This is a genomic window from Pectobacterium versatile (assembly GCF_003932035.1).
In the GTDB taxonomy this organism is placed as follows: Bacteria; Pseudomonadota; Gammaproteobacteria; order Enterobacterales; family Enterobacteriaceae; genus Pectobacterium; species Pectobacterium versatile.
The window spans coordinates 966533-988412 of the sequence record NZ_CP034276.1 but is presented as its reverse complement, the minus strand read 5'-3'; the positions used below and the strand labels follow the sequence as shown (position 1 = coordinate 988412).

The following is a 21880-nucleotide window of genomic DNA, read 5'->3' as shown; positions in this document are numbered from 1 at the left end:
ATTTCCTCTCTCTTACGCCTGCGAGCCGAGCGCGAAGGCTTCATCCATAATGGCGTTAAACGCCGCCGGATCGTGGGCAAAACGCCCCAGAAACAGGCCATCAGCCGAATCGCCAAGCTGACTAAGCAATCCCGGCCCCGCGCTACCGCCATAAATGACACGCCCTTCACGCACGCCTGCCTGTGTTGGAACGTGCTGTTTTAATGCCTGACAAACTTCGCGGATGTAGGCCGTCGGGGCAGGTTCCGTGCTGCCAATCGCCCACTGTGGTTCGTAGGCCAGTACCAGCTCGCCCGTCAGCTGTTGCTTCTGGGCCAGATCCAGCGCCGCCGCCAGTTGAGCCTGACAGGTGTCGATCGCCTGCTGCGTCGAACCGCGTTTCTCTTCGCCAACGCACAGCACCGGAGTCAAGCCATTACGCCAGGCCGCCGCTGTTTTCAGCGCGAAATGCTCATCCGTTTCACCAAAATAGCGGCGGCGCTCGGCGTGCCCGATTTCGACATAGCGACACCCCATTTCGTGCAGCATGGTGCCGCTCACTTCCCCGGTGAAAGCACCGTTATCCGCCCAGTGCAGATCTTGTGCACCGACATGAACGGGTGACTCGGCAAACCGTTGCACAACGGGGGCTAACGTCGGAAAAGCGGGCAGAACAAATAGCCTGACCGAAGGCAGTGACGATAATGGATGCTGTGCCACCATCGCCTGAATGTGCTGGCACCAGTCGAGCGTCTGCTGGTAGCCGAAATACATTTTCAGGCTGACGCCCAGCGTTAATTTGTGAGAACTCATCGCTCACTCTCCGCTTGCGTCGCCGTCTGACGTGAAGGGCTAGCCGTCGTCTCGCTGTTCAATACCGCCGAGACAGCATCAAGAATCATGGCTAGCGATATCGCCCCCGCATCGGGTGTTCCCAGGCTTTTTTCTGCCAGCGGGCGAGCGCGACCAATTTTGGGTAACAGTTGTGCCGTATCGTCAGCCGCCTGCTGCGCGCACTGCGCGGCCTGCTGCCAGGCTTCTGGCAAGCTCATTCCCGCTTCCACCCGCTGTGTAAGCGCGAGACTAAAGGGGATCAGAGCATCCACCAGCGTTTTATCCCCCGGTTTCGCTTTGCCAAAATGCATCACGCTTTCTTTGGCCTGACGCACGCCATCTGCCACACGGCGACCGTCAGGGCGTTGTTCATCACCCAATACGGTTCCCAGCGCATTCAACGCGACGCCCCAGATTGCGCCAGAGGTTCCCCCAGCCCGATCGGCCCAGGCATCTGCCGCACGTTGCAATAACGTACCGGCCCCCGCCTGCTGTTCCAGCATCTCCGCCGCTTTTTCCGCGGCGGCAATCACCCCGCGCTCCATGCCAATGCCGTGATCGCCATCTCCGGCAATCGCATCGATACGCCCCAACTCTGTGACGTTAGCTAGCACAACGTCACGCGCGGCATTCAGCGCCGCCGCAACACAGTGTGCCGCCGCTTTCGATGCCGCCGTCGCGGTTGGGATCACATCCAGTTCTGCCGTGAATGTCCGCTCAGCCAGCGGTTCGGCGGGAGACATGCTGCCTTTACGAAATGCTGGTGCATCCGCAGGTGCTCGCCAAAAACGCTCTAGTTCCTCATCCAGCCAGAACAGCGTGAGCGACAGACCCGCCATATCGAAGCTGGTCACAAGTTCCCCCACTTCCGGCTCGACCACCGTCAGCCCCTGCTCGACCAGCAGTTGCGAAACACGGCGATAAACCACAAACAGCTCTTCGTATTTCACGCCGCCGAGGCCGTTGAGTACCACGCTGATCCGCTGCCCGGAGAGCGTCGCAATACCTTGCGGCACCTCTTCCAGCAGTGAACTGACCAAAAGCTCAGCCAGCTCATCGGCGGTTGAAATAGGCACATCGCGGATACCCGGTTCACCGTGAATCCCCATGCCCACCGCCATCATTCCTTCGGGGACGGTAAACAGCGGGTGTTCCGCGCCCGGCAACGTACAGCCTGAGAAGGCTACGCCGAGTGAACGGGTGCGCTGGTTGGCACGCTCGGCAATCTCAAGCACGGCGGCCAAATCGTAGCCCGCTTCCGCTGCCGCAGAGGCCGCTTTGAAGACCATCAGATCGCCCGCCACTCCACGACGTTTTTGCGATTCGTTCAGTGGCGCACTGGAAATGTCATCGGTAACCGCCAGCAGTTCACATGGAATGCCCTCCGCATTCAGACGCGCCTTGGCCTGTCCGAAATGAAGCACATCGCCTGCATAGTTACCAAACGTCAGCAGTACACCACCGCCATTGTGTGCCGCTCGAGCGACGGAGCAGATCTGCTGGGCAGATGGCGAAGCAAATAGGTTGCCCATCGCCGCACCGTGCGCCAGCCCTTGCCCGACCAGGCCAGCAAACGCCGGGTAGTGGCCGGAGCCACCCCCGACCACAATGGCGACCCCACCTTCACGACTGCGAGTGCTTCTGACCACGCCGCCCGGCACCTGACGCACTTTGTCAGCATGCGCCGCCACAAAGCCTTCGGTCAGTTCCCGAGCGAAAGCAGAAGGTTGGTTGAACAAATACGTCATATTAATGCTCCTGTGTTGCTGATGCGGATTTCGATAACCGGTCCGAACGGCTGAGCAGGACAATCAACACGGCGGAAAGCAGCATTAGCCCGCCGACAATCATCATGGGCAGCACGTAGGTTCCCGTCACACCCCGCACCGCACCGGTGATGTATCCCGCTGAAAATCCGGCAACATTGCCAATGGTATTGATGAGCGCGATGGCCGCTGCCGCTGATGCGCCCGTCAGGAACTGGGTCGGTAATGTCCAGAAGTTAGGTAGCGCGGCGAAGATGGAGCAGGCCGTCACGGTGATCACCGCAATGGTCGCCGTAGGAGATTCCATAAACAGCGCCAGCGGAATGCTGATCGCACCCGTCAGCGCAGGGATGGCAATGTGCCATGAACGGCAGCCGCGGCGCGTCGCATCACGTGACCAGAAATACATCACGATAGCCGCAGGCAAGTAAGGGATGGCGGTAATCAGCCCTTTATCCATGACATTGAAGGTCGTGCCGAACTGCTGTTGGAAACCCGCGATAATCGTGGGCAGGAAGAACGCCAGTGCATAGAGGCCGTAAATAAAACCGAAGTAAATCAGGCACAGGACCCAGACGCGTTTGTTGAACATCACGGTCATCACGCTAGGGTGTTTGCTGTGATTTTTGGTGGCATGCTCGCTTTCCAGTTCACTGACCAGCCAGCGTTTCTCATCGGCATTCAGCCACTTGGCATCGGCCGGGCGATCCACCAGATAGAACCAGGTAATGATACCGACGATGATGGCGGGAATAGATACGCCGAGGAACATCACCCGCCAACCAGACAATCCGAACAGGCCATGCTGCTCAATCAGCCAGGCGGCCAGCGGTGCGCCTAACACCACGGTCAGCGGTTGTGCCAGGTAGAACAGTGACAGGATTCTGCTACGGTAGCGGGCAGGCACCCACATACTGAGGAACAAGATCGCGCCGGGGAAGAACCCCGCTTCTGCTATCCCCAACAGGAAACGTAGGATATACAGCCCTTCAAGACTGCTTACCCAGGTAAACAGCAATGACACGATGCCCCACGACACCATAATGCGTGACAGCCATTTGCGCGCGCCGAAGCGGTGCAATGCCAGATTGCTCGGCACTTCCAACAGAATATAGCCAATAAAGAAAATCCCGGAGGCGAGCCCGAACTGCGCGACGGTTAGCGCAAGATCGGTATTCATACCATTCGGCCCCGCGAACGAAATGGCCGTACGATCGAGGAAGTTAATAAAGAACATCAGGCCGACGAAAGGCACGAGGCGCCAGGAGATCTTGCGAATGGCCGATTGTTCTACAGCCGATGGTGTGGTGGTGGACGGTTTTGAGGCAGATTGTCCCGCCGTTGCCGCAGCCGATACTTTACTCATACAGCCCCCTTACTACCGATAGTCAATCTCTTCCATGACATCGCCTCTACGCCAGGCTGTTCCTGCATTTCATCCTCTTTCGTCATTTGATACCCGGTGTGACCTTTGTTGTTTGTTGTCTTTTTTATCGTTTGCATACAGGTCTGACACATTGTTATGCCCTCTAAAGATTTAGATCATTAACACACGCTGTGAACATATGAACAATATATTTGCCCCAATCTTTTGCCTATCTCTCTGTTTAAAAATTGTGAGCATGATCTAAATATGTATCAAAAAGGTAAAATACCGCCTTAAAAGCCGTAAAAGTGACCAAGATCACTCTTTTAATCACCTTTTCCTCTCTGACAAAACAAAAAACAAATAATCACACGTTGAACATTTGAAAAAAGCGGTATATGTTTAGCCATGAAAAGGCCGGAAATGTACGGAATCATGCAGAGAGATTCTCGTTAGTGTCTGTTTATTCATGTTTTTATAAACAATCTAACGAAAGCGACATATCAGGCTCACTTTGACCCTCAGCCAGGCAGGAGATAGATATGCTCTCGATTGCAATTGGTGCAGACAGCGCCGCGATTGATCTGAAAAACACGATTACTGATTATTTACAGCAGAAGGGGCTGACGGTGACCGACTACAGCTACGATCCCACCGGGGAAAATCCGATCTACCCCGATGTTGCCTACACGCTGGCGCACGCAATTAAAGACGGTAAGCACCAGCGTGGGATCCTGCTGTGCGGCACTGGGATCGGCATGAGTATCGTGGCTAACAAGGTCAATGGCATTCGTGCCGCTCAGTGCCATGACACCTATTCCGCTCAGCGGGCCAGAAAAAGTAACGATGCGCAGGTGATCGCACTAGGCGCTCGGGTTATCGGCCCTGAACTGGCAAAAGAGATTGTCGGTGCCTGGCTGGATGCCGAGTTTGAAGGTGGCGGATCGGCACCGAAAGTCGAGAAAATCAGCTATTACGAACATCAAGAAAATCATCGGTAACCCTGTCTGACGGCCCGCAGTCATCCCCAGACTGGCTGGCCGTCAGTCTTACTGTTCGTTCAGCCGACTTTCCGTGCAGCAAAATAGTGTTCAGTCGAGAGAGCCCAACCGCAGCAATCGGAAAAAGCGCATGTTATTCCACGTCCTCATGGTGCAGTGTGTTGGCTCTGTTTTGCGCAGGCCATTTCTCTTTTACATCAAGGAGCTCAATCATGAATCAATTAGAAGCCCTTAAGCAATTTACCGTGGTGGTCGCCGATAGCGGCGATATCGACTCCATTCGTCAATTTTCGCCACAAGATGCCACCACAAATCCGTCCCTGATTCTGAAAGCCGCCACCCTGCCCCAGTATCAACCACTGTTTGATGACGCGATCGCCTATGCAAACCAACAAGGCGGTAGTCCGGAAACGCGGCTCATCAACGCCAGCGACCGACTGGCCGTGAATATCGGTGCAGAAGTGCTGAAAAGCATTCCGGGACGCATCTCCACCGAAGTGGATGCTCGCCTCTCGTTCGATCGCGGTATGTGCGTAGCGAAAGCGCGCAAGCTCATTGGGATGTATCAGGAAAAAGACATCCCGCGTTCACGCATTCTGATCAAGCTTGCCGCCACCTGGGAAGGGATTCGCGCGGCTGAAGAGCTGGAAAAAGAAGGGATCAACTGCAACCTGACGCTGCTGTTCTCGTTTGCTCAGGCGCGCGCCTGCGCCGAAGCGGGCGTCTTTCTGATCTCACCGTTTGTTGGTCGGATTTATGACTGGTATCAGGAAAAGCAGCCCACCCGCGACTATCAGGCTGAAAGCGATCCTGGCGTGATCTCCGTGCGTCATATTTATGACTATTACAAACGCCACCGCTACCAAACCGTGATCATGGGTGCCAGCTTCCGCAAAGTGGAACAGATTCTGGCGCTGGCGGGATGCGATCGCCTGACGATTTCCCCCGCGCTGCTGGAGCAACTGAAAAACAGCAATGCCCCGGTCGAACGCCAGCTGACGCCGTCGACCGAAGCGTTCAATCCACCTTCGCCGCTGTCTGAAGCCGAGTTCCGCTGGGAACACTATCAGGATGCGATGGCCGTCGATAAACTGGCGGAAGGCATTCGCCTGTTCGCTGCCGATCAACAAAAGCTGGAAGCGCTGTTGGCGGCCAAGCTGTAACGTCTGGAGTCAAGCATGTCCTCTCGTAAAGAACTTGCCAATGCTATCCGTGCGCTGAGCATGGATGGGGTGCAGAAAGCCAAATCCGGTCACCCTGGTGCACCGATGGGCATGGCCGATATCGCCGAAGTGCTGTGGCGCGATTATCTTAACCATAATCCGGCCAACCCTAACTGGGCCAACCGTGACCGCTTCGTGCTGTCCAATGGCCACGCTTCCATGCTGATTTACAGCCTGCTGCATCTCTCCGGCTACGACCTACCGATTGAAGAACTGAAAAACTTCCGTCAGCTGCATTCCAAAACTCCGGGTCACCCTGAATACGGCTACACCGCCGGCGTCGAAACCACCACCGGCCCGCTGGGTCAGGGTGTTGCCAACGCCGTGGGTATGGCGATTGCCGAGCGCACGCTGGCGGCGCAGTTCAACCGTCCGGGCCACGAGATTGTTAACCATCACACCTACACCTTCCTCGGTGATGGCTGCATGATGGAAGGGATTTCCCACGAAGTCTGCTCGCTGGCAGGCACCATGAAGCTCGGTAAACTGACCGCGTTTTATGATGACAACGGCATCTCCATCGACGGCCACGTTGAAGGCTGGTTTACCGACGATACCGCTGCCCGTTTTGAAGCCTACGGCTGGCACGTAGTGCGTGGCGTAGACGGTCACGACGCTGAAGCTATCAAACGCGCTATCGGTGAAGCCCAGCTTGTCACTGACAAGCCGTCGCTGCTGATGTGCAAAACCGTGATTGGTTTCGGTTCACCGAACAAGGCCGGTACGCACGATTCCCACGGTGCACCGCTGGGTGATGCGGAAGTCGCGGCTTCCCGCGAACAGCTGGGTTGGACGCACGCGCCGTTTGATATCCCGGCTGACATTTATGCTGCCTGGGACGCGAAACCGGCCGGTCAGCGTAAGGAAGCGGCCTGGGATGAGGCGTTTGCCGCCTACGCCAGCGCGTACCCTGAGCTGGCTGCTGAGTTCACACGCCGCACCGGTGGTGAACTGCCGACCAACTGGCAGGCAGACGCACAGAAATTTATCGACGATTTGCAGGCCAATCCGGCGAAAATCGCCAGCCGCAAAGCCTCACAGAACGCGCTGGAAGCTTACGGCAAACTGCTGCCGGAATTCCTGGGCGGCTCTGCCGACCTGGCACCGAGCAACCTGACCATCTGGTCCGGCTCGGTTTCACTGGATAAAGACCACGCGGGTAACTACATCCACTACGGCGTGCGCGAATTCGGCATGACGGCGATTGCCAACGGGATTGCGCTGCACGGGGGCTTTGTACCGTACACCGCAACCTTCCTGATGTTTGTGGAATACGCGCGTAACGCCGTGCGTATGGCTGCGCTGATGAAAATCCGCAGCATCTACGTTTACACCCACGACTCCATCGGTCTGGGCGAAGACGGCCCGACGCACCAGCCGGTTGAACAGTTGGCAAGCCTGCGCGTGACGCCGAACATGAGCAACTGGCGTCCTGCGGATCAGGTAGAAACCGCGGTGGCGTGGAAATATGCCATTGAGCGTCAGGACGGCCCGACGTCGCTGATCCTGTCCCGTCAGAACCTGGCGCAGCAGCCCCGTACTGCTGAGCAGTTGGCGAACGTGGCGAAAGGTGGCTATGTGCTGAAAGACAGCGATGGCCAACCTGAGCTGATCCTGATTGCGACTGGCTCTGAAGTTGAACTGACTGCCGCAGGCCGCAAGGTGCGCGTGGTGTCTATGCCGTCTACGGATGCGTTCGACAAGCAGGATGCGGCCTACCGTGAAGCGGTGCTGCCGAAAGCGGTAGCGGCACGCGTCGCGATTGAAGCGGGTATTGCAGACTACTGGTTCAAGTACGTCGGCCTGAACGGCGCGATTGTCGGCATGACGAGCTTCGGTGAATCGGCTCCGGCTGAACTGCTGTTCGAAGCATTCGGCTTCACCGTCGATAACGTGGTCGAAAAAGCGCAGGCGCTGCTGAAGTAAAGCGGCGGTTCGGTAAACTGACGATGCCGTAAAACACCAGTAGTAGACTGCGATATCGCGCGCAAAAGGATCGCAAACCGCACTATTGTTTGTGATCCAGATCAATTAATTCACCTGAGTATATTGCATGACTCCAGCGCCGCATGCTGATATTGCGGCGCAACACCACAAGTTGCACCAGCCTATTTTTATCGCGGCGTGCTACTGCTTCGGCAGGCAAGACCAAAGTAAAAATGCATTTCCTCTTTTTTAGAGGTGCATTTTTATTTTGGTCTTTTTTTTTGGCCTAATTGGCGTCAACACAGGGTAAAACTATGGATCATCAAAAAATGAATTATCAAAAACTTGGAGTCGACATCCTCGCGTTGAGTGGCGGCAAGCAGAACGTCAGCAAACTGACCCACTGCGCCACTCGCTTACGTTTCGAGTTCAACGACAGCCATGCCGTACAGGCAGAGGCGATTGCTAAACTTCCCGGCGTCATCAGCGTGGTCGATCGCGGCGGCCAGTTTCAGGTGGTGATCGGCAACGACGTTCAAGTCACCTACCGGGCGATTTTGAATGAGATTGGCGAGATGAACAGCCAGCGCAATGCTGGCAACAAGCAGCAGAAAAAAGGCGGCATTTTTACGCAAATCATCAGCGTGATTTCCACCACCTTCACCCCCGTCATTCCGGCAATTACCGGCGCAGGGATGATCAAAGCACTGCTGGCAATCCTCAAGTTGACCGGCTTAATTTCTGCCGACAGCACGACCTATCGCTTGCTGGATACCATCTCCGATGCGGCCTTTTTCTTCCTGCCCGTGCTGCTGGCTTACGGTGCCTCCATCAAGTTCGCCTGTAACCCGATTCTGGCGATGACGATTGCTGGCGCACTGCTGCACCCGAATCTGGCTCAGCTACTTGCCTCCGGCGGCCCCATCAGCTTTATCGGTATTCCGGTGCGGCTGGCGGACTATGCCGGATCGGTGTTACCGATCATTCTCACCGTGTGGATCATGTCCTACATCGAGAGATTCGCTGAAAAAGTCTCACCGTCGATGATCACCTTCTTTACCAAACCGATGATCGTGCTGCTGTTTACCGCGCCATTGGCGTTAGTGGTGATTGGGCCTTTCGGTATTTTCCTCAACGATCTGGTCGCCAGCGGCGCGGCCATCATTGACAGCAAGGCAAGCTGGTTAATCCCGATGCTGATGGGTGGCCTGCAACCGTTCCTGGTGATCACCGGTACAGCCTGGGCGATGACGCCGATTGCCACCTCGCAGCTTACCCGTAACGGCTTCGAAATGATCAACGGGCCCGGCATGCTGGCTTCCAACATTGCTCAGGGTGCCGCCACGCTGTGCGTTGCGTTTAAAACCAAGAACAAGAATCTGAAACAGCTGGCTTCTTCGGCGGGCTTCACCGCGCTGCTGGGTATCACCGAACCGTCCCTGTACGGGGTAACGCTGAAACTGAAGAAACCGCTGATTGCCGCCATGATTGGCGGGGGCTGTGCGGGTATCTATGCCGGTTTAGCCGGGCTGGTTCGCTACGCCTTCGTCTCACCGGGGCTGGCAGCGCTGCCTGCTTTCATTGGTGAAAACCCGATGAACATCGTCCATGCGCTGATCACCTGCGCCATTGCGATTGTCGTCACGTTTGCTCTCACCTGGATCATGGGATTCGACGATCCGGTGGATGAAACTGACAGTACCCAAACCGACTCAGCTCAGGCAGATCAACGCCAAGCGACACCGGCAGCCAATACCGCGCAAAAAACGCAGGCCGCAGAAGGCCACGCAGAACCACAAACGATACTCAGCCCGCTGTCCGGCAAATTGGTCGCGCTGAGTGACATCAACGATGACGTATTCTCACAGGGATTACTGGGGCAAGGCGTGGCGATTATTCCTGACAACGGTGAAGTGGTTGCGCCCGTCAGTGGCGAAATCATCACGTTCCTTGAGTCTAAACACGCCATCGGCATCCGGGCTGACAACGGTTTGGAATTGCTGATTCACGTCGGTCTGGACACGGTGAACCTCAACGGCAAGCACTTTACTGGCTATATCAAACCGGGCGACCGCGTCACCGCTGGCGACAGGCTAATTAGCTTCGATCTGCATGAAATCACGCGTCTGGGTTATGACCCGGTTACGCCAGTCGTGATTATCAATAGCGATGAGTATGCCAGCGTCGTCTGCACCGCACCGCAGCCGATCGCCCCGATGGATACCATCATTAAAGTGAACGCCTGACGATCCATAAAAGCATTGGGCAAGGTGCCCAATGCTTTTCAGTCTCCCTGTATGTGAGAAAAATATGCACTATCAACAGCAAAAACACTTCCCGGCAGGTTTTCTGTGGGGAGCGTCGACGTCGGCTTATCAGGTTGAAGGTGGCTGGCAGGCCGATGGGAAAAGCCCGTCGATCATTGATCAATGCCAGCACCCGGAAAACACTGCCGACTTCACCGTCGCCAGCGATCACTACCATCGATTTAAAGAAGATGTGCAGCTTTTCGCGGAGCTGGGCTTAAAGGCCTATCGCTTCTCTATCGCCTGGACACGTATTCTTCCCGATGGCACCGGTGCTATCAATCCGCTGGGTATCGCGTTTTACAACAATCTGATTGATGAGTTGAACGCGCACAATATCGAACCCGTCGTCACGCTCTACCATTTCGATTTGCCTTATTGCCTTGAGGCACAAGGCGGCTGGCAGAATCGCGCCACGATTGATGCCTTTGTTCACTACGCCCGCACGCTGTTTACCCACTTCGGCGACAAGGTAAAATATTGGCTGACGATTAATGAGCAGAACACCATGATTCTGCATCCCGGCGCGATTGGCCTGCCGGAAGGTGGCGTGTTACCGTCTAAAAAAGTGCTGTATCAACAAAACCACCACATGATGTTGGCGCAGGCTCAGGTCATGGCCTTGTGTCACGAACTCGCGCCCAATGGCCTGATTGGCCCGGCGATCAACACCACGTCTATGTATCAGGCCACCAGCAAACCGGAAGATGCTATCGCCGCACACAACTGGGAAACGCTGCGCTGCTGGAGTTTTCTGGATGTTGCCGTGCACGGCCGCTACAACGCGCTGGCCTGGCGTTATCTGGAAGATCGCGGTCTGGCACCGGAAACATTACCTGGCGATGACGATATCCTACAGTCAGGAAAGCCCGACTACGTGGCAATCAACTATTACTCCACCGCCACCATTGCCGCCAGCAAAGGCGATGCGTCTGATGTCAGCGCCCGCGCGGGCGATCAGCAAATCATGCTGGGCGAACCCGGCGTCTATCGCGCAGCGGAAAACCCGCACGTTGATAAAACACCTTATGGCTGGGTGATTGATCCCGTTGGCTTACGCTTAACGCTGCGGAAAACTTACGAGCGCTATCATCTGCCGATCCTGATTACGGAAAACGGCATGGGCGCGCCGGATAAGCTTGAGGCCGACGGTACAATCGACGATCAATATCGCATCGATTTTATTGCCCGCCATATTGAACAAATGCAGCTCGCCATCAGCGATGGCGTTGATCTTATTGGCTATTGTCCGTGGTCGGCGATCGATGTGGTCAGCACCCATCAGGGCTACGGTAAGCGCTACGGGTTTATTTACGTGAACCGCGACGAATTCGATCTGAAAGATCTGCGCCGCATCAAAAAGAAAAGTTTTTACTGGTATCAAGGTGTCATAGAATCAAATGGAGCGCGCTTATTTCCCAGCGTCCCGTGATACCGATATCCAGTAAACGTTGTTAAAACGGGGATGAGCACGACACCGGATATGTCACGTTGCAGGAAGCCTATTTCCCGCAACGTGACAAATTAGGGGGCAGGCTTATCTCACTGACTTTCCCACTGAATCACTCAAGAAACGCATGATGGCTGAACCGATAAAAGCAATAAAAATACTGAACAATAGCCTGGTGTTATCTTCCGATGCAGATAACAACGAAATCATTGTTATGGGGAAAGGAATCGGCTTTAACAGCAAGACCGGCGATATTCTCGATCCGGCCAAAATTGAGAAGACCTTTATTCTCAAGGATGGTACATCGCCACGCGAATTTGCTCGTCTGATTGAGCACGTTGGGGAAGAATATGTTCACATCGTGAATAAGATTATTGATGATGCGAACCGGCAGCTTCATGGTCGCTTGAGCGAGCAGGTCTTTTTTACGCTGATCGACCATATCAGCTTTGCGATTGAGCGCTATCGCAAAGGCATCAGCATACAAAATCGTCTGCTTTACGAGGTAAAGCGGTTTTATCCGCAGGAATTCGCGATTGCCTCGCGAGCGCTTAACGACATCAACCAGCAGATGAAGCTGGAATTACCCGAAGAGGAAGCAGGCAATATCGCGTTTCATTTGGTCAACGCCCAAACCGACGTCCAGAATATGGAAAACACGCTCCAGTCGGTCAAGATGCTGAAAGATATCTTTAATATCATCCAGTACAACTTCCATATCGTGATTGATAAAGAGTCGATTAATTACTCCCGTTTTCTGACGCACATGCAATTCTTTATTCAGCGTCTGTTGGAAAATAGCCTGATTCATTCAAATGATGACTTTATTTTTGAGCAAGTCACCAAAGAATACCCTGATGCCTATAAGTGCAGTCGACTGATCAAAGACTATATTCACAACCTGCTCAATATCGACATTTCTAACGATGAAATGCTGTACCTGATCATTCATATCGTCCGCATCACACCGGAAAAATAACCCCTTCCCAATAGCCAGGCGAAACGCCGCTATTGGGCAAGATTTCTGCCATTATCACCGGTAACCTTTCGGGTATATGTTCTGTTTGCCTTTGCTTTGCGATATTTATTCTTTAGCCTTCATCCCAGTCAAGTGAATAACAAAATAAACGCCATCATTCTGTTTATCATAGTAAAAAATCCATTCCACCCTCCCGTAATCCAATAACAAAAGTAACAAAATCGCTCGCTTATAACTTATAACCTTTTTTTATTTGTCCTGTTTTACCCTGACGATTAAAAGAGAAAAGGTGTCAAAAAATGCCATTTGGCAAATCACATACCGCATAAGCCCTTTTCTTTTGATAAGAAAAACCCATTTATTTTTCATGTCTTATGAAGAAAGGCATGTTAGTTAACCCAGGTAAAAACAATGAAAAAACCTCTGTTTGCCTTTCCATTACTTATGCTTAGCGTATTACCGTCGGCCTTTTCTGCCGATCAAAATGTCCCCACCACTCGCACCTTCCAGGTTCAGTCCGATGCCGCCTTAAAAGCCAAAGTGCCAGAGACTGTACTGCAAAAAGGCTTTATCGTTGCAGGCACCAACCCCAATACGCCGCCAACCACCTTTTATCAGGAAGATAATAAAACGCTGGCAGGCCGCGAGATCGATATCATGAATGCGATTGGCGACCGGTTGGGCGTGCCGGTGAACTGGAACGATACCGGCGGGTTCGACAACATCATCCCCGGTCTGAAATCAGGCCGTTACGATGTGGCGCTGTCGAACATCAATGCGACGCCAAAGCGCCTTGAGCAAATCGATTTCATCGGCTATTTCAACGCATCAAAACTGGCCATCATTTCCCTGAAAGACGCTAACGTCGCGCCTTTTACCTCCCTCAGCGTGCTGTGCGGTAAAGAAGTTGGGGCGGGAGCGGGTACCACTCAGCTACTGCGCTTGCAGGAAGCCGACAAGCAGTGCGTCGCAGAACAAAAAGACGCGATCAAAATCGCGATCTTCCCGGATCGTCCATCAGGCGTACAGGCGGTGATCAGCGGGCGCGTACCGCTGTTCTTCGGCCCTTATGAAGGACTACGCTATCAGGTGAGTCAGGTAAAACGGCTGACCATCAGCGGTGATATCGCCGTTAACGATGCGCCCGTTTCGATTGCGTTCCCTAAAGACTCTGCTCTGGAAGACGCGGTTCAGGCGGCGCTGAATTCGCTGATTAAAGATGGCACCTACCAGAAGATTTTGGATAAGTGGGACATCGGCTACGGCGCAGTCCCCGAGGCGAAACGTAACGCAGAGATCTTCGGATGAGTACTCCCTCACCGCAGCAGGAACTGCACATCGTTGCCAACCGACACTACGGGCGCTGGATCAGCGCCCTGCTGGTTCTGCTGCTGTTAGGCGCTATCGCCCATTCCGTGCTGAACAATCCCCGTTTTGAATGGCGGGTCGTTGTGGAAAGTTTTACCGAGGACTCCATTCTTCAGGGCGTCATCATGACGTTGAAACTGACCGCCATTTCGGTGGTGTTGGGATTTGGCGGCGGCACGATACTGGCGCTGATGCGCCTGTCCAGCAACCCGGTGCTGGTGGCAGTCAGTTGGGGCTACACCTGGTTCTTCCGTGGCGTCCCGACGCTGGTGCAGCTGTTTCTCTGGTATAACATTGCCGCGCTCTACCCGACGATTTCGCTCTCGCTGCCGTTTGTCGGCGAACTTTTCAGCGTTCCCGGCAATACGCTCATCAGCCCGTTTAATGCCGCCGTGCTGGCGCTGGTCATGCACCAGTCTGCCTATGCAGCGGAAATCGTTCGTGCTGGCATTCAAAGCGTCAACCCTGGTCAGTTAGAAGCAGCCCGCGCGCTGGGATACCGTAAACCGCAGATATTCTTCTACACCGTTTTGCCGCAGGCAATGCGCGCCATCCTGCCTCCTGCGGGCAACGAGGTCATCGGTCAACTGAAAACCACGGCGGTGGTTTCCGTGATTTCGCTTCAGGATGTGCTGTATTCGGCACAGATCATTTATCAGCGGACCTATGAAGTCATCCCGCTACTGCTGGTTGCCACTATCTGGTATCTGCTGCTGACTTCCGTGCTCTCTGTCGGCCAATACTATGTTGAACGCTATTTCGGCCGTTCCACGCTCAAGCGCAGCAAGCCAGGCAGAAACCGTAAACCGCGTGCTGCAAGGCCTACCCAACGCGCCCAGCCAGCGAATCGGCAGCAGCCCAGCGAGTCCCCCAGCACCTGAATCGGCGAGCAAGCAAAGTCGTGCTCTCAATGAATGATGAAGGAAAGGCAACTATGGGTGAGCCCATCACACTGCGAAACGTGCGTAAATTCCTGTCGGGAAACCTGATTTTAGATGACATCGATTTGCAGATGGAGGCCGGATCGGTCACTGCTATTCTGGGTCCATCTGGTGCGGGTAAATCCACGCTGCTGCGCTGTATTAACCACCTGGAAAAACTCGATGGCGGCACCATTTGCGTTGGCGACACGCTGGTTGGCTATCGGCAGAAAGGCCATCGGCTCTATGAATTGAGTGACAAACAGGTCGCAGCCCAGCGCAGCAAAATGGGCATGGTGTTTCAACACTTTAACCTGTTCCCTCACCGTACCGTGCTGCAAAACGTGAGCGATGCCCCGCTGCGCGTTAAAAAACGTGAACGGCAGGAGGTACTCGATCAGGCATATTCGCTGCTGCGACAGGTTGGACTCGCGGAGAAAGCCGACGATTGGCCGCACCAGCTTTCCGGCGGCCAACAGCAGCGGGTCGCGATTGCCCGCGCCCTCGCCATGAATCCGCAGGTGATGCTCTTTGACGAACCCACCTCGGCATTAGATCCGGAACTGGTTGGTGAAGTGCTTCAGGTCATTAAGAAGCTGGCACATTCTGGTATCACGATGGTCATCGTCACGCACGAGATCGGCTTCGCCCGTGAGATCGCCGATAACATCGTGTTTATGGAAAACGGCCGAATTGTCGAAACCGGCCCCGCCAGACAGGTGCTGGACGCCCCACAAAACCGTCGTACGCAGGCCTTTTTCTCAACCGTGCTGTGATTAGGGCATGCTCTGCTATTTATGCCCGTCATACTTCAAGCTGCTTGTGCGTTGGCAATACTCGGCTCATGGCCGAGCTTCCTGAAAGGCTGCCGCAAGCGGCGTTCAAAACGAACGGTTTTGTCACGTAATTCGAATTATTGAGGATATTACGGCTGTGGGTAAGTGACCTCGTCGCACTTCTGAAGATTTAACCGTACTTTTGAATAATTAGCGTTTTAAATTAATTAAGCATTCGCTAGTATCAGTCTCATAGAAAAATTATGGACATTTTTTGTGACAACGATTAGAGATATCGCCCAAAAAGCAGGGGTGGCAGCATCAACCGTTTCTCGCGTGCTTAATAACGATCCCAGTCTGTCGGTCACCAAAGAAAAGCGTCAACTCATCAAGAAAATTGCCCACGAACTGGAATATTTATCGCCCACACAGCGTAAACAGCAGAAAAAAAAGTCAGAGAACGCCATTGTTGTACGCTCCCATTTCAAAATGGATAACGATAATTTATTAAATCTCGCCGTCGTCCACTTTCTTACGCCTTCAGAAGAACTCAACGATCCTTATTTCACCGCAATGCGTATTGGCATTGAAAACCGCTGCCATGATTTTAATATTTCGTTGCGAAATATATTCACCACAAATTTATCATCCAATAGCAATACCTTAGCTCAGGCACAGGCCATCATTTGTGTTGGTCACTTTAGCGATAACGATATCGCCTTAATTTACGCATTAAATAAGAATCTGATTTTTATCGACTCAGCCCCCCTCGATAAAAAATGTGATGCCGTGCTTTTCGACCGGGAAGCAGCAGCACGCGAGGTATTGCATTACATCGTTAATAGCGGTGCTCAGCGCCCTGCATTTATAGGGAACAATGAGAGCCGGTTGCATGTATTTCAAGAAATAACAAAAGAACACGGTATCTATCACGAATCACGATGTAAGGTTAGCCAGCTATTCTGTATTGAGTCCGGCTATCAGGCGATGAATGAATTGCTGCAACAAAAAGAGTGGCCCGATGTTGTGTTCGCCGCAACAGATATTATCGCTATTGGTGTCTACCGCGCGCTGCAAGAAAAAGGCATTTCCATCCCTAAGCAAATCAAAGTGATTGGCATGAATGATATTCCTACCGCCCAACACCTCAACCCAAGCCTGACCACCATGCGACTCTACCCCGCTGAAATGGGTGAGGCCGCCGTCGATCTGTTTTTAGAATTGGTAGCGGGACGCTATTACAAGAAACACGTACAACTGGGCTATGAGATGGTCTGGCGCGAAAGTTTTACGCTTAACAATCCGTAGCCATGTCGCTCATAATACCGCCCTTCTATTTATTACCTTTGCAAATAAAGCGGCCACGTAAGAAAGTTACGCGGCCAGAGAGCGTCAATTAGCGGTAATTTTCCACAGCTGATTCCATCCCCCGTTATCATGCCATTGAATACCTGCCGCGCCGTTCTCTGTCGAACGACTACTGATATCCAGTAGCTTTCCGCTATTTCTATTCAGAATTTTATAATAGCCATCTCCGGCATCCAAAATCAGCCATTGCTGACTAAAATGGCCGGTGTTATACATTTGGAGAATCTGCGCGCCATCTTCATTGGCGCTGGAAGTAATATCGATATATTTTCCGCTATTCACATTCACGATATTGAAGTAACCATTGCCTATCGCATTAAAATAAAAACGCTGGCTGTCCCAGTTACCATCCGTATATTGCTCAAGGAATGCGCTATCCTCATGCGATCCCGCTACGACATTCAGCGATTTACTACTGTGTCGATTAACGATTTTATAGCGGGTGCCGTTGACGAAATTGATTTGCGATTCGGCAAACGCGTCCAGTGCTCGGGTAAACTGCAATACATTGGCTGAAACTCGTGTTGTCGCACCTAATGCGTAGCCATCCGGCAACACACTGGCATTACCCGCAGGTTCCCAATAAAAAACCCCAATCCCTTTATTCCCCGGCACGGCTTTAACAAGATTAATGGTATCTTTGATAGTCCAGTAGCTGTCTGTCGGGTTGGTCTCCAAACCGCCGACTTCAACAACCATGACTTCCTTACCATACCGGCTCGCCATATCATTAAGACTGCTAGCCAGAGCACCAGTGAGCTCCCAATAGTTTTTCCCCTCCCAATGGGGATAGAATGAAAAACCAATCACATCGGTTTTCCCACCATACGTTGTGAGGAAATTGTCAAAAAACCAGCGAGCATTCGAATTATTATTCCCATGCGCCAAATGGCTGATCACCTTGGAAGAAGGGCTGACTGCTTTAACCGCATCATAGCCCGCATTCAGTAGCTGCGTTAAATTGGCAAATCGGCTTGTGCTGCCTTCCGGTAGTAAAATTCCGGGGTTCATTTCGTTACCAACCTGCACCCATTCCGGCGTCACGCCAGCGGCAATGAGCGCAGTCATCACCTCATGTGTATGGTTATAAACGGCCGTCGTTAATTGACCAAGATTGTAATTCGCCCACGCGGCTGGCTTTATTTGATGGCCAGGATCTGCGAAAACATCGCTGTAGTGGAAATCCACCATGACGCGCATTCCCATCGCTTTGGCGCGCTGCGCGGCATCCACCACGCGGGTTTTATCCGTATAGCCGAGCATCGTCCAGGTCGTATTATCTTTATGCCATAACGCACTGGGATCGGGGTTAACGAAAATACGTAGTCGCACCGCGTTTATGCCGTGATCGCGCAATATCTGTAATACATCACGCTGAGCGCCAGCATCGTCACGCCAGGTGACTCCGCGATCTTCCAACTGTTTTACCCAGCCAATATCCGCGCCATAAGCAAACGGCTGCGCCGCTTTCGCCAGATTGGCTGACATGAACCCGATAAACAGCATTAACAATACAGAGATGATTCCTGAATAATTATTCTTTTTCATTCATTTCTCCTTGAGGTAACACGCTTAAAAAGTATTTATTACATAAATACCCAGGTACAGATTCAAAAATAGAGGTCGATATTTATAAAAATAAATTTTACATAAAAAACCAAGCAGCCAATTTTCATCGCTGCTTGGTTAACTTCATGACTATTCCCTTTACGTCATATATTTTATGGAGCAAATTTCATCATTACAGGCCGTTATTTTTTAATTAATTCGTTTTCCATTTTCATCAAAAAAATGCAGATGTTCACTACGGCACGTAAGCGGAATCGTTGAGTAGGGAACAATACTGTTGTCACCCGACAAATGTACCTTGAAATGATTAACGCCAGAATAAGCACCAAAAATATACGTGGCATTACCCAGCCTTTCGGTTACCTCACTATTGATTGACAGGCTGACATCACCGCCATTTGGATCAATGCTCAGGTGTTCAGGCCGAATACCCACGGTAATCTTTTGTCCGATTTGCAGCCCGTGATTGGCAACATAAACGGAAAGTGTATTGAGCGTATTGATCAATATACTCACGTTATTTCCTTCGACCTGTATCACTTCACCGGGTAGAAAATTCATGTTTGGCGAACCGATAAAGCCAGCGACAAAAAGATTTTCTGGCTTATGGTATAACTCCATTGGCGTGCCGACCTGCTCAATGTCACCTTTGTTTAGTACCACGATTTTATCCGCCAGCGTCATTGCTTCCACTTGATCGTGCGTCACATAAATCATGGTATTACGCATTTCCTGGTGCAGCCGGGCGATCTGTAAACGCATTTCCACACGTAATTCAGCATCGAGGTTCGATAAGGGTTCATCAAATAAGAACACTTTAGGATCGCGCACAATGGCTCGCCCAATCGCAACGCGCTGCCGCTGACCGCCAGAGAGCTGTTTCGGTGTGCGATCCAACAATGCTTCGAGCTGGAGCGTCATTGCCGCCTTTCGCACCATTTTTTCCACTTCGGCTTTGGGGTGCCCATTCATTCTTAGCCCAAACCCCATATTTTCAGCCACTGTCATATGCGGGTACAGCGCGTAAGATTGGAACACCATCGCAATCCCTCGCTCTGCGGGATCGAAATGGTTCACTAAGCGGTTATCAATATGAATTTCGCCATCCGTTATCTCTTCCAACCCAGCGATCATTCTCAGCAACGTCGATTTACCACATCCCGACGGGCCAACGAATACCACAAACTCGCCAGAATTAATTTCAAGATTGATACGATGGATCGTTTCCGTCTTATCGTAACGTTTCACTATATTTTTTAGTAAAATATCAGCCATGTGAACCTCAAACTTTAATTTTTCATTGAGAGCGTATTACTTTACCGCGCCCGTCATGCTGGCGATAAATTGCTTCTGCATGGCAAAGAAGATAAGTAAACTGGGAAGTGTAGAAATCACCGTTCCAACCATAATCAATCCGAAATCTGGCGAGTAAGCGGAAGCAAAACTGGATAGCACCAGATTAATCGTCTTTAATTCATTAGACTGAAGGACAATAAGCGGCCAGAGAAAGGCATTCCATGACGTCATGAAAACAATAATAAAAGCAGCAGAATAGCTGGCACGCATAATCGGCACGTAGACATACAGGAAAATTTTCCACTCAGCGACGCTTTCCACGCGCGCAGCGTCTATCAGCTCCCTCGGAAATGTTTTAGTACATTGCCTAAAGTAGAAAATAATAAATGCCCCAGCCACCGTTGGCATAATAACGGCAAAGTGTGTATCCAGTAAGCCAGCCTTACCAAACATGGTGAAGAGCGGGATCATTAATGCCGCAAACGGAATCATCATCGTCGTTAACAGTGCGACATAGACACGCTCGCGGTTTTTACTGGAATAAATCTCAAACGCATAGCCTGCGATAGAGCACACCACAAGCGTTGACACCGTGCTAATCAACGCAATTTTTGATGTATTCCAAAATATTAATGACAGATCCACCTGACTCGTCAGATTGGTAAAGTTGACCACTAGCTGATCGCCAAACGTGAATTTCCCCATGTTGATTTGGCTGGTGCTATTCGTGCTCGATACCACCATCCAGTAGAAAGGGAAAAGCGAAAAAATGCTCATCAACACGAGAAAAACATGCATCAGTATGCTGTTAATTTTACTTTTTCTCATATTATCCCTTCCGTGCCGCTTTAAATTGAATCAGCGCCAGTATTGCTGAGAAAACAACAATCACGTACGAAACCGTTGCCGCATAACCAAAGTTAGGCACAAATTTGAACGACAAGTTATAAATATAAAGTGATAACGTCAGCGTCGCATTTGCCGGACCACCATTCGTGATATTCATCGCTTCATCAAACAGCTGCAATGTGCCAATGGTTGATGTCACACTGGTAAAAAGAATCACCGGTTTCAGTAATGGTATAGTGATAAAGAAAAACTGCTTAATGGGGCTGACACCATCGACTCTGGCGGCCTCATAAATTGACTTATCAATGTTCTGCATAGCGGAAAGATAAAAGATCATATTATATCCCGTCCAACGCCATGTAATCGCAATAATAATCGTCACCTTTGCCCAAAAAGGATCGGACAGCCACGGAATCGGATCGTCAATAACATGAATAAACATCAGGAATGAGTTAATCACGCCGTCCAGCTCAAACATACTTTTAAAAAGAATAGAGTAGGCAACCAGCGAAGTGACGCAGGGTAAAAATATAGCTATTCTAAACCATTGACGATATTTAAGTTGAGACGAATTCAGGCAAGAAGAAATCGCTAATGATAGCAAAATCATAATGGGCACTTGGATAACCAGAAAGGTTAATGTGTTCCAAAGCGCCGTTTTAAACATAGGATCATTAAATAAACGAATGATATTTCCCAGGCCAACAAATTGTGTCACCACGCCACGGCCAGACTGAAAAGAGAGCCAAAGTGATTTGAAAATAGGGTATATCGTCATTAAGGCAATCAACCCAACAGCCGTAGCGACAAAGGCCCAGCCGTTGATGTTATAAAGCCTATTCATTTTAGGTTTATACATCATTATCACACCATCGATTTCTGGAGAGAAATACTTGAGGGCTTG

General features: G+C 51.7%; 17 protein-coding genes. 10 read left to right on the top strand and 7 right to left on the bottom strand.

Going from position 1 to position 21880, the window contains the following annotated elements; genetic code table 11:
- Positions 1–12: 12 nt before the first annotated feature.
- The 3 genes from lerI to EIP93_RS04535 are packed head-to-tail and all read right to left on the bottom strand — an operon-like array spanning position 13 to position 3945.
- The gene (gene lerI, locus EIP93_RS04545; RefSeq protein ID WP_125232340.1) at positions 13–792 is read right to left on the bottom strand and encodes an L-erythrulose-1-phosphate isomerase; all 780 of its coding nucleotides are present in this window, start codon (positions 790–792) and stop codon (positions 13–15) included.
- A complete protein-coding gene (lerK, locus tag EIP93_RS04540) occupies positions 789–2561 on the bottom strand; it encodes an L-erythrulose kinase (RefSeq protein ID WP_125232339.1) in 1773 nt (590 codons plus the stop codon). The genes lerI and lerK overlap by 4 nt, the downstream gene beginning before the upstream one ends.
- 1 nt (position 2562) lies before the next feature.
- Positions 2563–3945: an MFS transporter gene (locus EIP93_RS04535; RefSeq protein WP_103943503.1), complete on the bottom strand. Its 1383-nt coding sequence runs from the start codon at positions 3943–3945 to the stop codon at positions 2563–2565.
- 542 nt (positions 3946–4487) lie between these two features.
- Here EIP93_RS04535 and rpiB point away from each other — a divergent pair.
- The 10 genes from rpiB to EIP93_RS04485 all read left to right on the top strand — a co-directional run bounded on the left by rpiB (position 4488) and on the right by EIP93_RS04485 (position 17202).
- Positions 4488–4946 carry a ribose 5-phosphate isomerase B gene (gene rpiB, locus EIP93_RS04530; protein WP_010307132.1) on the top strand — a complete coding sequence of 153 codons (459 nt, stop codon included), beginning with the start codon at positions 4488–4490 and terminating at the stop codon, positions 4944–4946.
- Between the two features lie 212 nt (positions 4947–5158).
- Positions 5159–6109 carry a transaldolase gene (tal, locus tag EIP93_RS04525; RefSeq protein ID WP_039472007.1) on the top strand — a complete coding sequence of 317 codons (951 nt, stop codon included), beginning with the start codon at positions 5159–5161 and terminating at the stop codon, positions 6107–6109.
- Between the two features lie 15 nt (positions 6110–6124).
- Positions 6125–8095 carry a transketolase gene (gene tkt, locus EIP93_RS04520; RefSeq protein WP_125232338.1) on the top strand — a complete coding sequence of 657 codons (1971 nt, stop codon included), beginning with the start codon at positions 6125–6127 and terminating at the stop codon, positions 8093–8095.
- A 329-nt stretch (positions 8096–8424) separates the two neighbouring features.
- Positions 8425–10341, top strand: a complete 1917-nt coding sequence (locus tag EIP93_RS04515) for a beta-glucoside-specific PTS transporter subunit IIABC (RefSeq protein WP_125232337.1) — start codon at positions 8425–8427, stop codon at positions 10339–10341.
- A 64-nt stretch (positions 10342–10405) separates the two neighbouring features.
- A complete protein-coding gene (locus tag EIP93_RS04510; RefSeq protein ID WP_109225358.1) occupies positions 10406–11833 on the top strand; it encodes a glycoside hydrolase family 1 protein in 1428 nt (475 codons plus the stop codon).
- Positions 11834–11981: 148 nt separating this feature from the next.
- The gene (licT, locus tag EIP93_RS04505; protein WP_010302054.1) at positions 11982–12830 is read left to right on the top strand and encodes a BglG family transcription antiterminator LicT; all 849 of its coding nucleotides are present in this window, start codon (positions 11982–11984) and stop codon (positions 12828–12830) included.
- A 411-nt stretch (positions 12831–13241) separates the two neighbouring features.
- Positions 13242–14138, top strand: coding sequence for an ABC transporter substrate-binding protein (locus EIP93_RS04500; protein ID WP_103943498.1), 897 nt, complete (start codon positions 13242–13244; stop codon positions 14136–14138).
- Positions 14135–15079, top strand: a complete 945-nt coding sequence (locus EIP93_RS04495; protein ID WP_125232336.1) for an amino acid ABC transporter permease — start codon at positions 14135–14137, stop codon at positions 15077–15079. The genes EIP93_RS04500 and EIP93_RS04495 overlap by 4 nt, the downstream gene beginning before the upstream one ends.
- A gap of 53 nt (positions 15080–15132) precedes the next feature.
- Positions 15133–15894 (top strand): amino acid ABC transporter ATP-binding protein, encoded by a 762-nt coding sequence (locus EIP93_RS04490; RefSeq protein ID WP_010302044.1) that lies wholly within the window; start codon positions 15133–15135, stop codon positions 15892–15894.
- A gap of 276 nt (positions 15895–16170) precedes the next feature.
- Entirely contained in the window at positions 16171–17202 is a 1032-nt protein-coding gene (locus EIP93_RS04485) for a LacI family DNA-binding transcriptional regulator (protein WP_125232335.1), read from the top strand.
- Positions 17203–17286: 84 nt separating this feature from the next.
- On the opposite strand, the gene EIP93_RS04480 is transcribed toward EIP93_RS04485, so the two are convergent.
- The 4 genes from EIP93_RS04480 to EIP93_RS04465 all read right to left on the bottom strand — a co-directional run bounded on the left by EIP93_RS04480 (position 17287) and on the right by EIP93_RS04465 (position 21838).
- Entirely contained in the window at positions 17287–18810 is a 1524-nt protein-coding gene (locus EIP93_RS04480; RefSeq protein ID WP_125232334.1) for a glycosyl hydrolase 53 family protein, read from the bottom strand.
- Positions 18811–19020: 210 nt separating this feature from the next.
- Positions 19021–20106 (bottom strand): ABC transporter ATP-binding protein, encoded by a 1086-nt coding sequence (locus EIP93_RS04475; RefSeq protein ID WP_103972406.1) that lies wholly within the window; start codon positions 20104–20106, stop codon positions 19021–19023.
- A 36-nt stretch (positions 20107–20142) separates the two neighbouring features.
- Positions 20143–20955: a carbohydrate ABC transporter permease gene (locus EIP93_RS04470; RefSeq protein ID WP_103861341.1), complete on the bottom strand. Its 813-nt coding sequence runs from the start codon at positions 20953–20955 to the stop codon at positions 20143–20145.
- 1 nt (position 20956) lies between these two features.
- Entirely contained in the window at positions 20957–21838 is an 882-nt protein-coding gene (locus EIP93_RS04465) for a carbohydrate ABC transporter permease (RefSeq protein WP_039355562.1), read from the bottom strand.
- Positions 21839–21880: the final 42 nt, after the last annotated feature.

Bases quoted from the DNA above. Each gene is read 5' to 3' on its own strand.
- EIP93_RS04490 (WP_010302044.1), top strand. From the start codon at position 15,133: ATGGGTGAGCCCATCACACTGCGAAACGTGCGTAAATTCCTGTCGGGA.
- tal (WP_039472007.1), top strand. From the start codon at position 5,159: ATGAATCAATTAGAAGCCCTTAAGCAATTTACCGTGGTGGTCGCCGAT.
- tkt (WP_125232338.1), top strand. From the start codon at position 6,125: ATGTCCTCTCGTAAAGAACTTGCCAATGCTATCCGTGCGCTGAGCATG.
- EIP93_RS04475 (WP_103972406.1), bottom strand. From the start codon at position 20,106: ATGGCTGATATTTTACTAAAAAATATAGTGAAACGTTACGATAAGACG.
- EIP93_RS04470 (WP_103861341.1), bottom strand. From the start codon at position 20,955: ATGAGAAAAAGTAAAATTAACAGCATACTGATGCATGTTTTTCTCGTG.
- EIP93_RS04495 (WP_125232336.1), top strand. From the start codon at position 14,135: ATGAGTACTCCCTCACCGCAGCAGGAACTGCACATCGTTGCCAACCGA.
- lerK (WP_125232339.1), bottom strand. From the start codon at position 2,561: ATGACGTATTTGTTCAACCAACCTTCTGCTTTCGCTCGGGAACTGACC.
- rpiB (WP_010307132.1), top strand. From the start codon at position 4,488: ATGCTCTCGATTGCAATTGGTGCAGACAGCGCCGCGATTGATCTGAAA.
- EIP93_RS04500 (WP_103943498.1), top strand. From the start codon at position 13,242: ATGAAAAAACCTCTGTTTGCCTTTCCATTACTTATGCTTAGCGTATTA.
- EIP93_RS04510 (WP_109225358.1), top strand. From the start codon at position 10,406: ATGCACTATCAACAGCAAAAACACTTCCCGGCAGGTTTTCTGTGGGGA.
- EIP93_RS04515 (WP_125232337.1), top strand. From the start codon at position 8,425: ATGAATTATCAAAAACTTGGAGTCGACATCCTCGCGTTGAGTGGCGGC.
- EIP93_RS04480 (WP_125232334.1), bottom strand. From the start codon at position 18,810: ATGAAAAAGAATAATTATTCAGGAATCATCTCTGTATTGTTAATGCTG.
- EIP93_RS04465 (WP_039355562.1), bottom strand. From the start codon at position 21,838: ATGATGTATAAACCTAAAATGAATAGGCTTTATAACATCAACGGCTGG.
- EIP93_RS04535 (WP_103943503.1), bottom strand. From the start codon at position 3,945: ATGAGTAAAGTATCGGCTGCGGCAACGGCGGGACAATCTGCCTCAAAA.
- lerI (WP_125232340.1), bottom strand. From the start codon at position 792: ATGAGTTCTCACAAATTAACGCTGGGCGTCAGCCTGAAAATGTATTTC.
- licT (WP_010302054.1), top strand. From the start codon at position 11,982: ATGGCTGAACCGATAAAAGCAATAAAAATACTGAACAATAGCCTGGTG.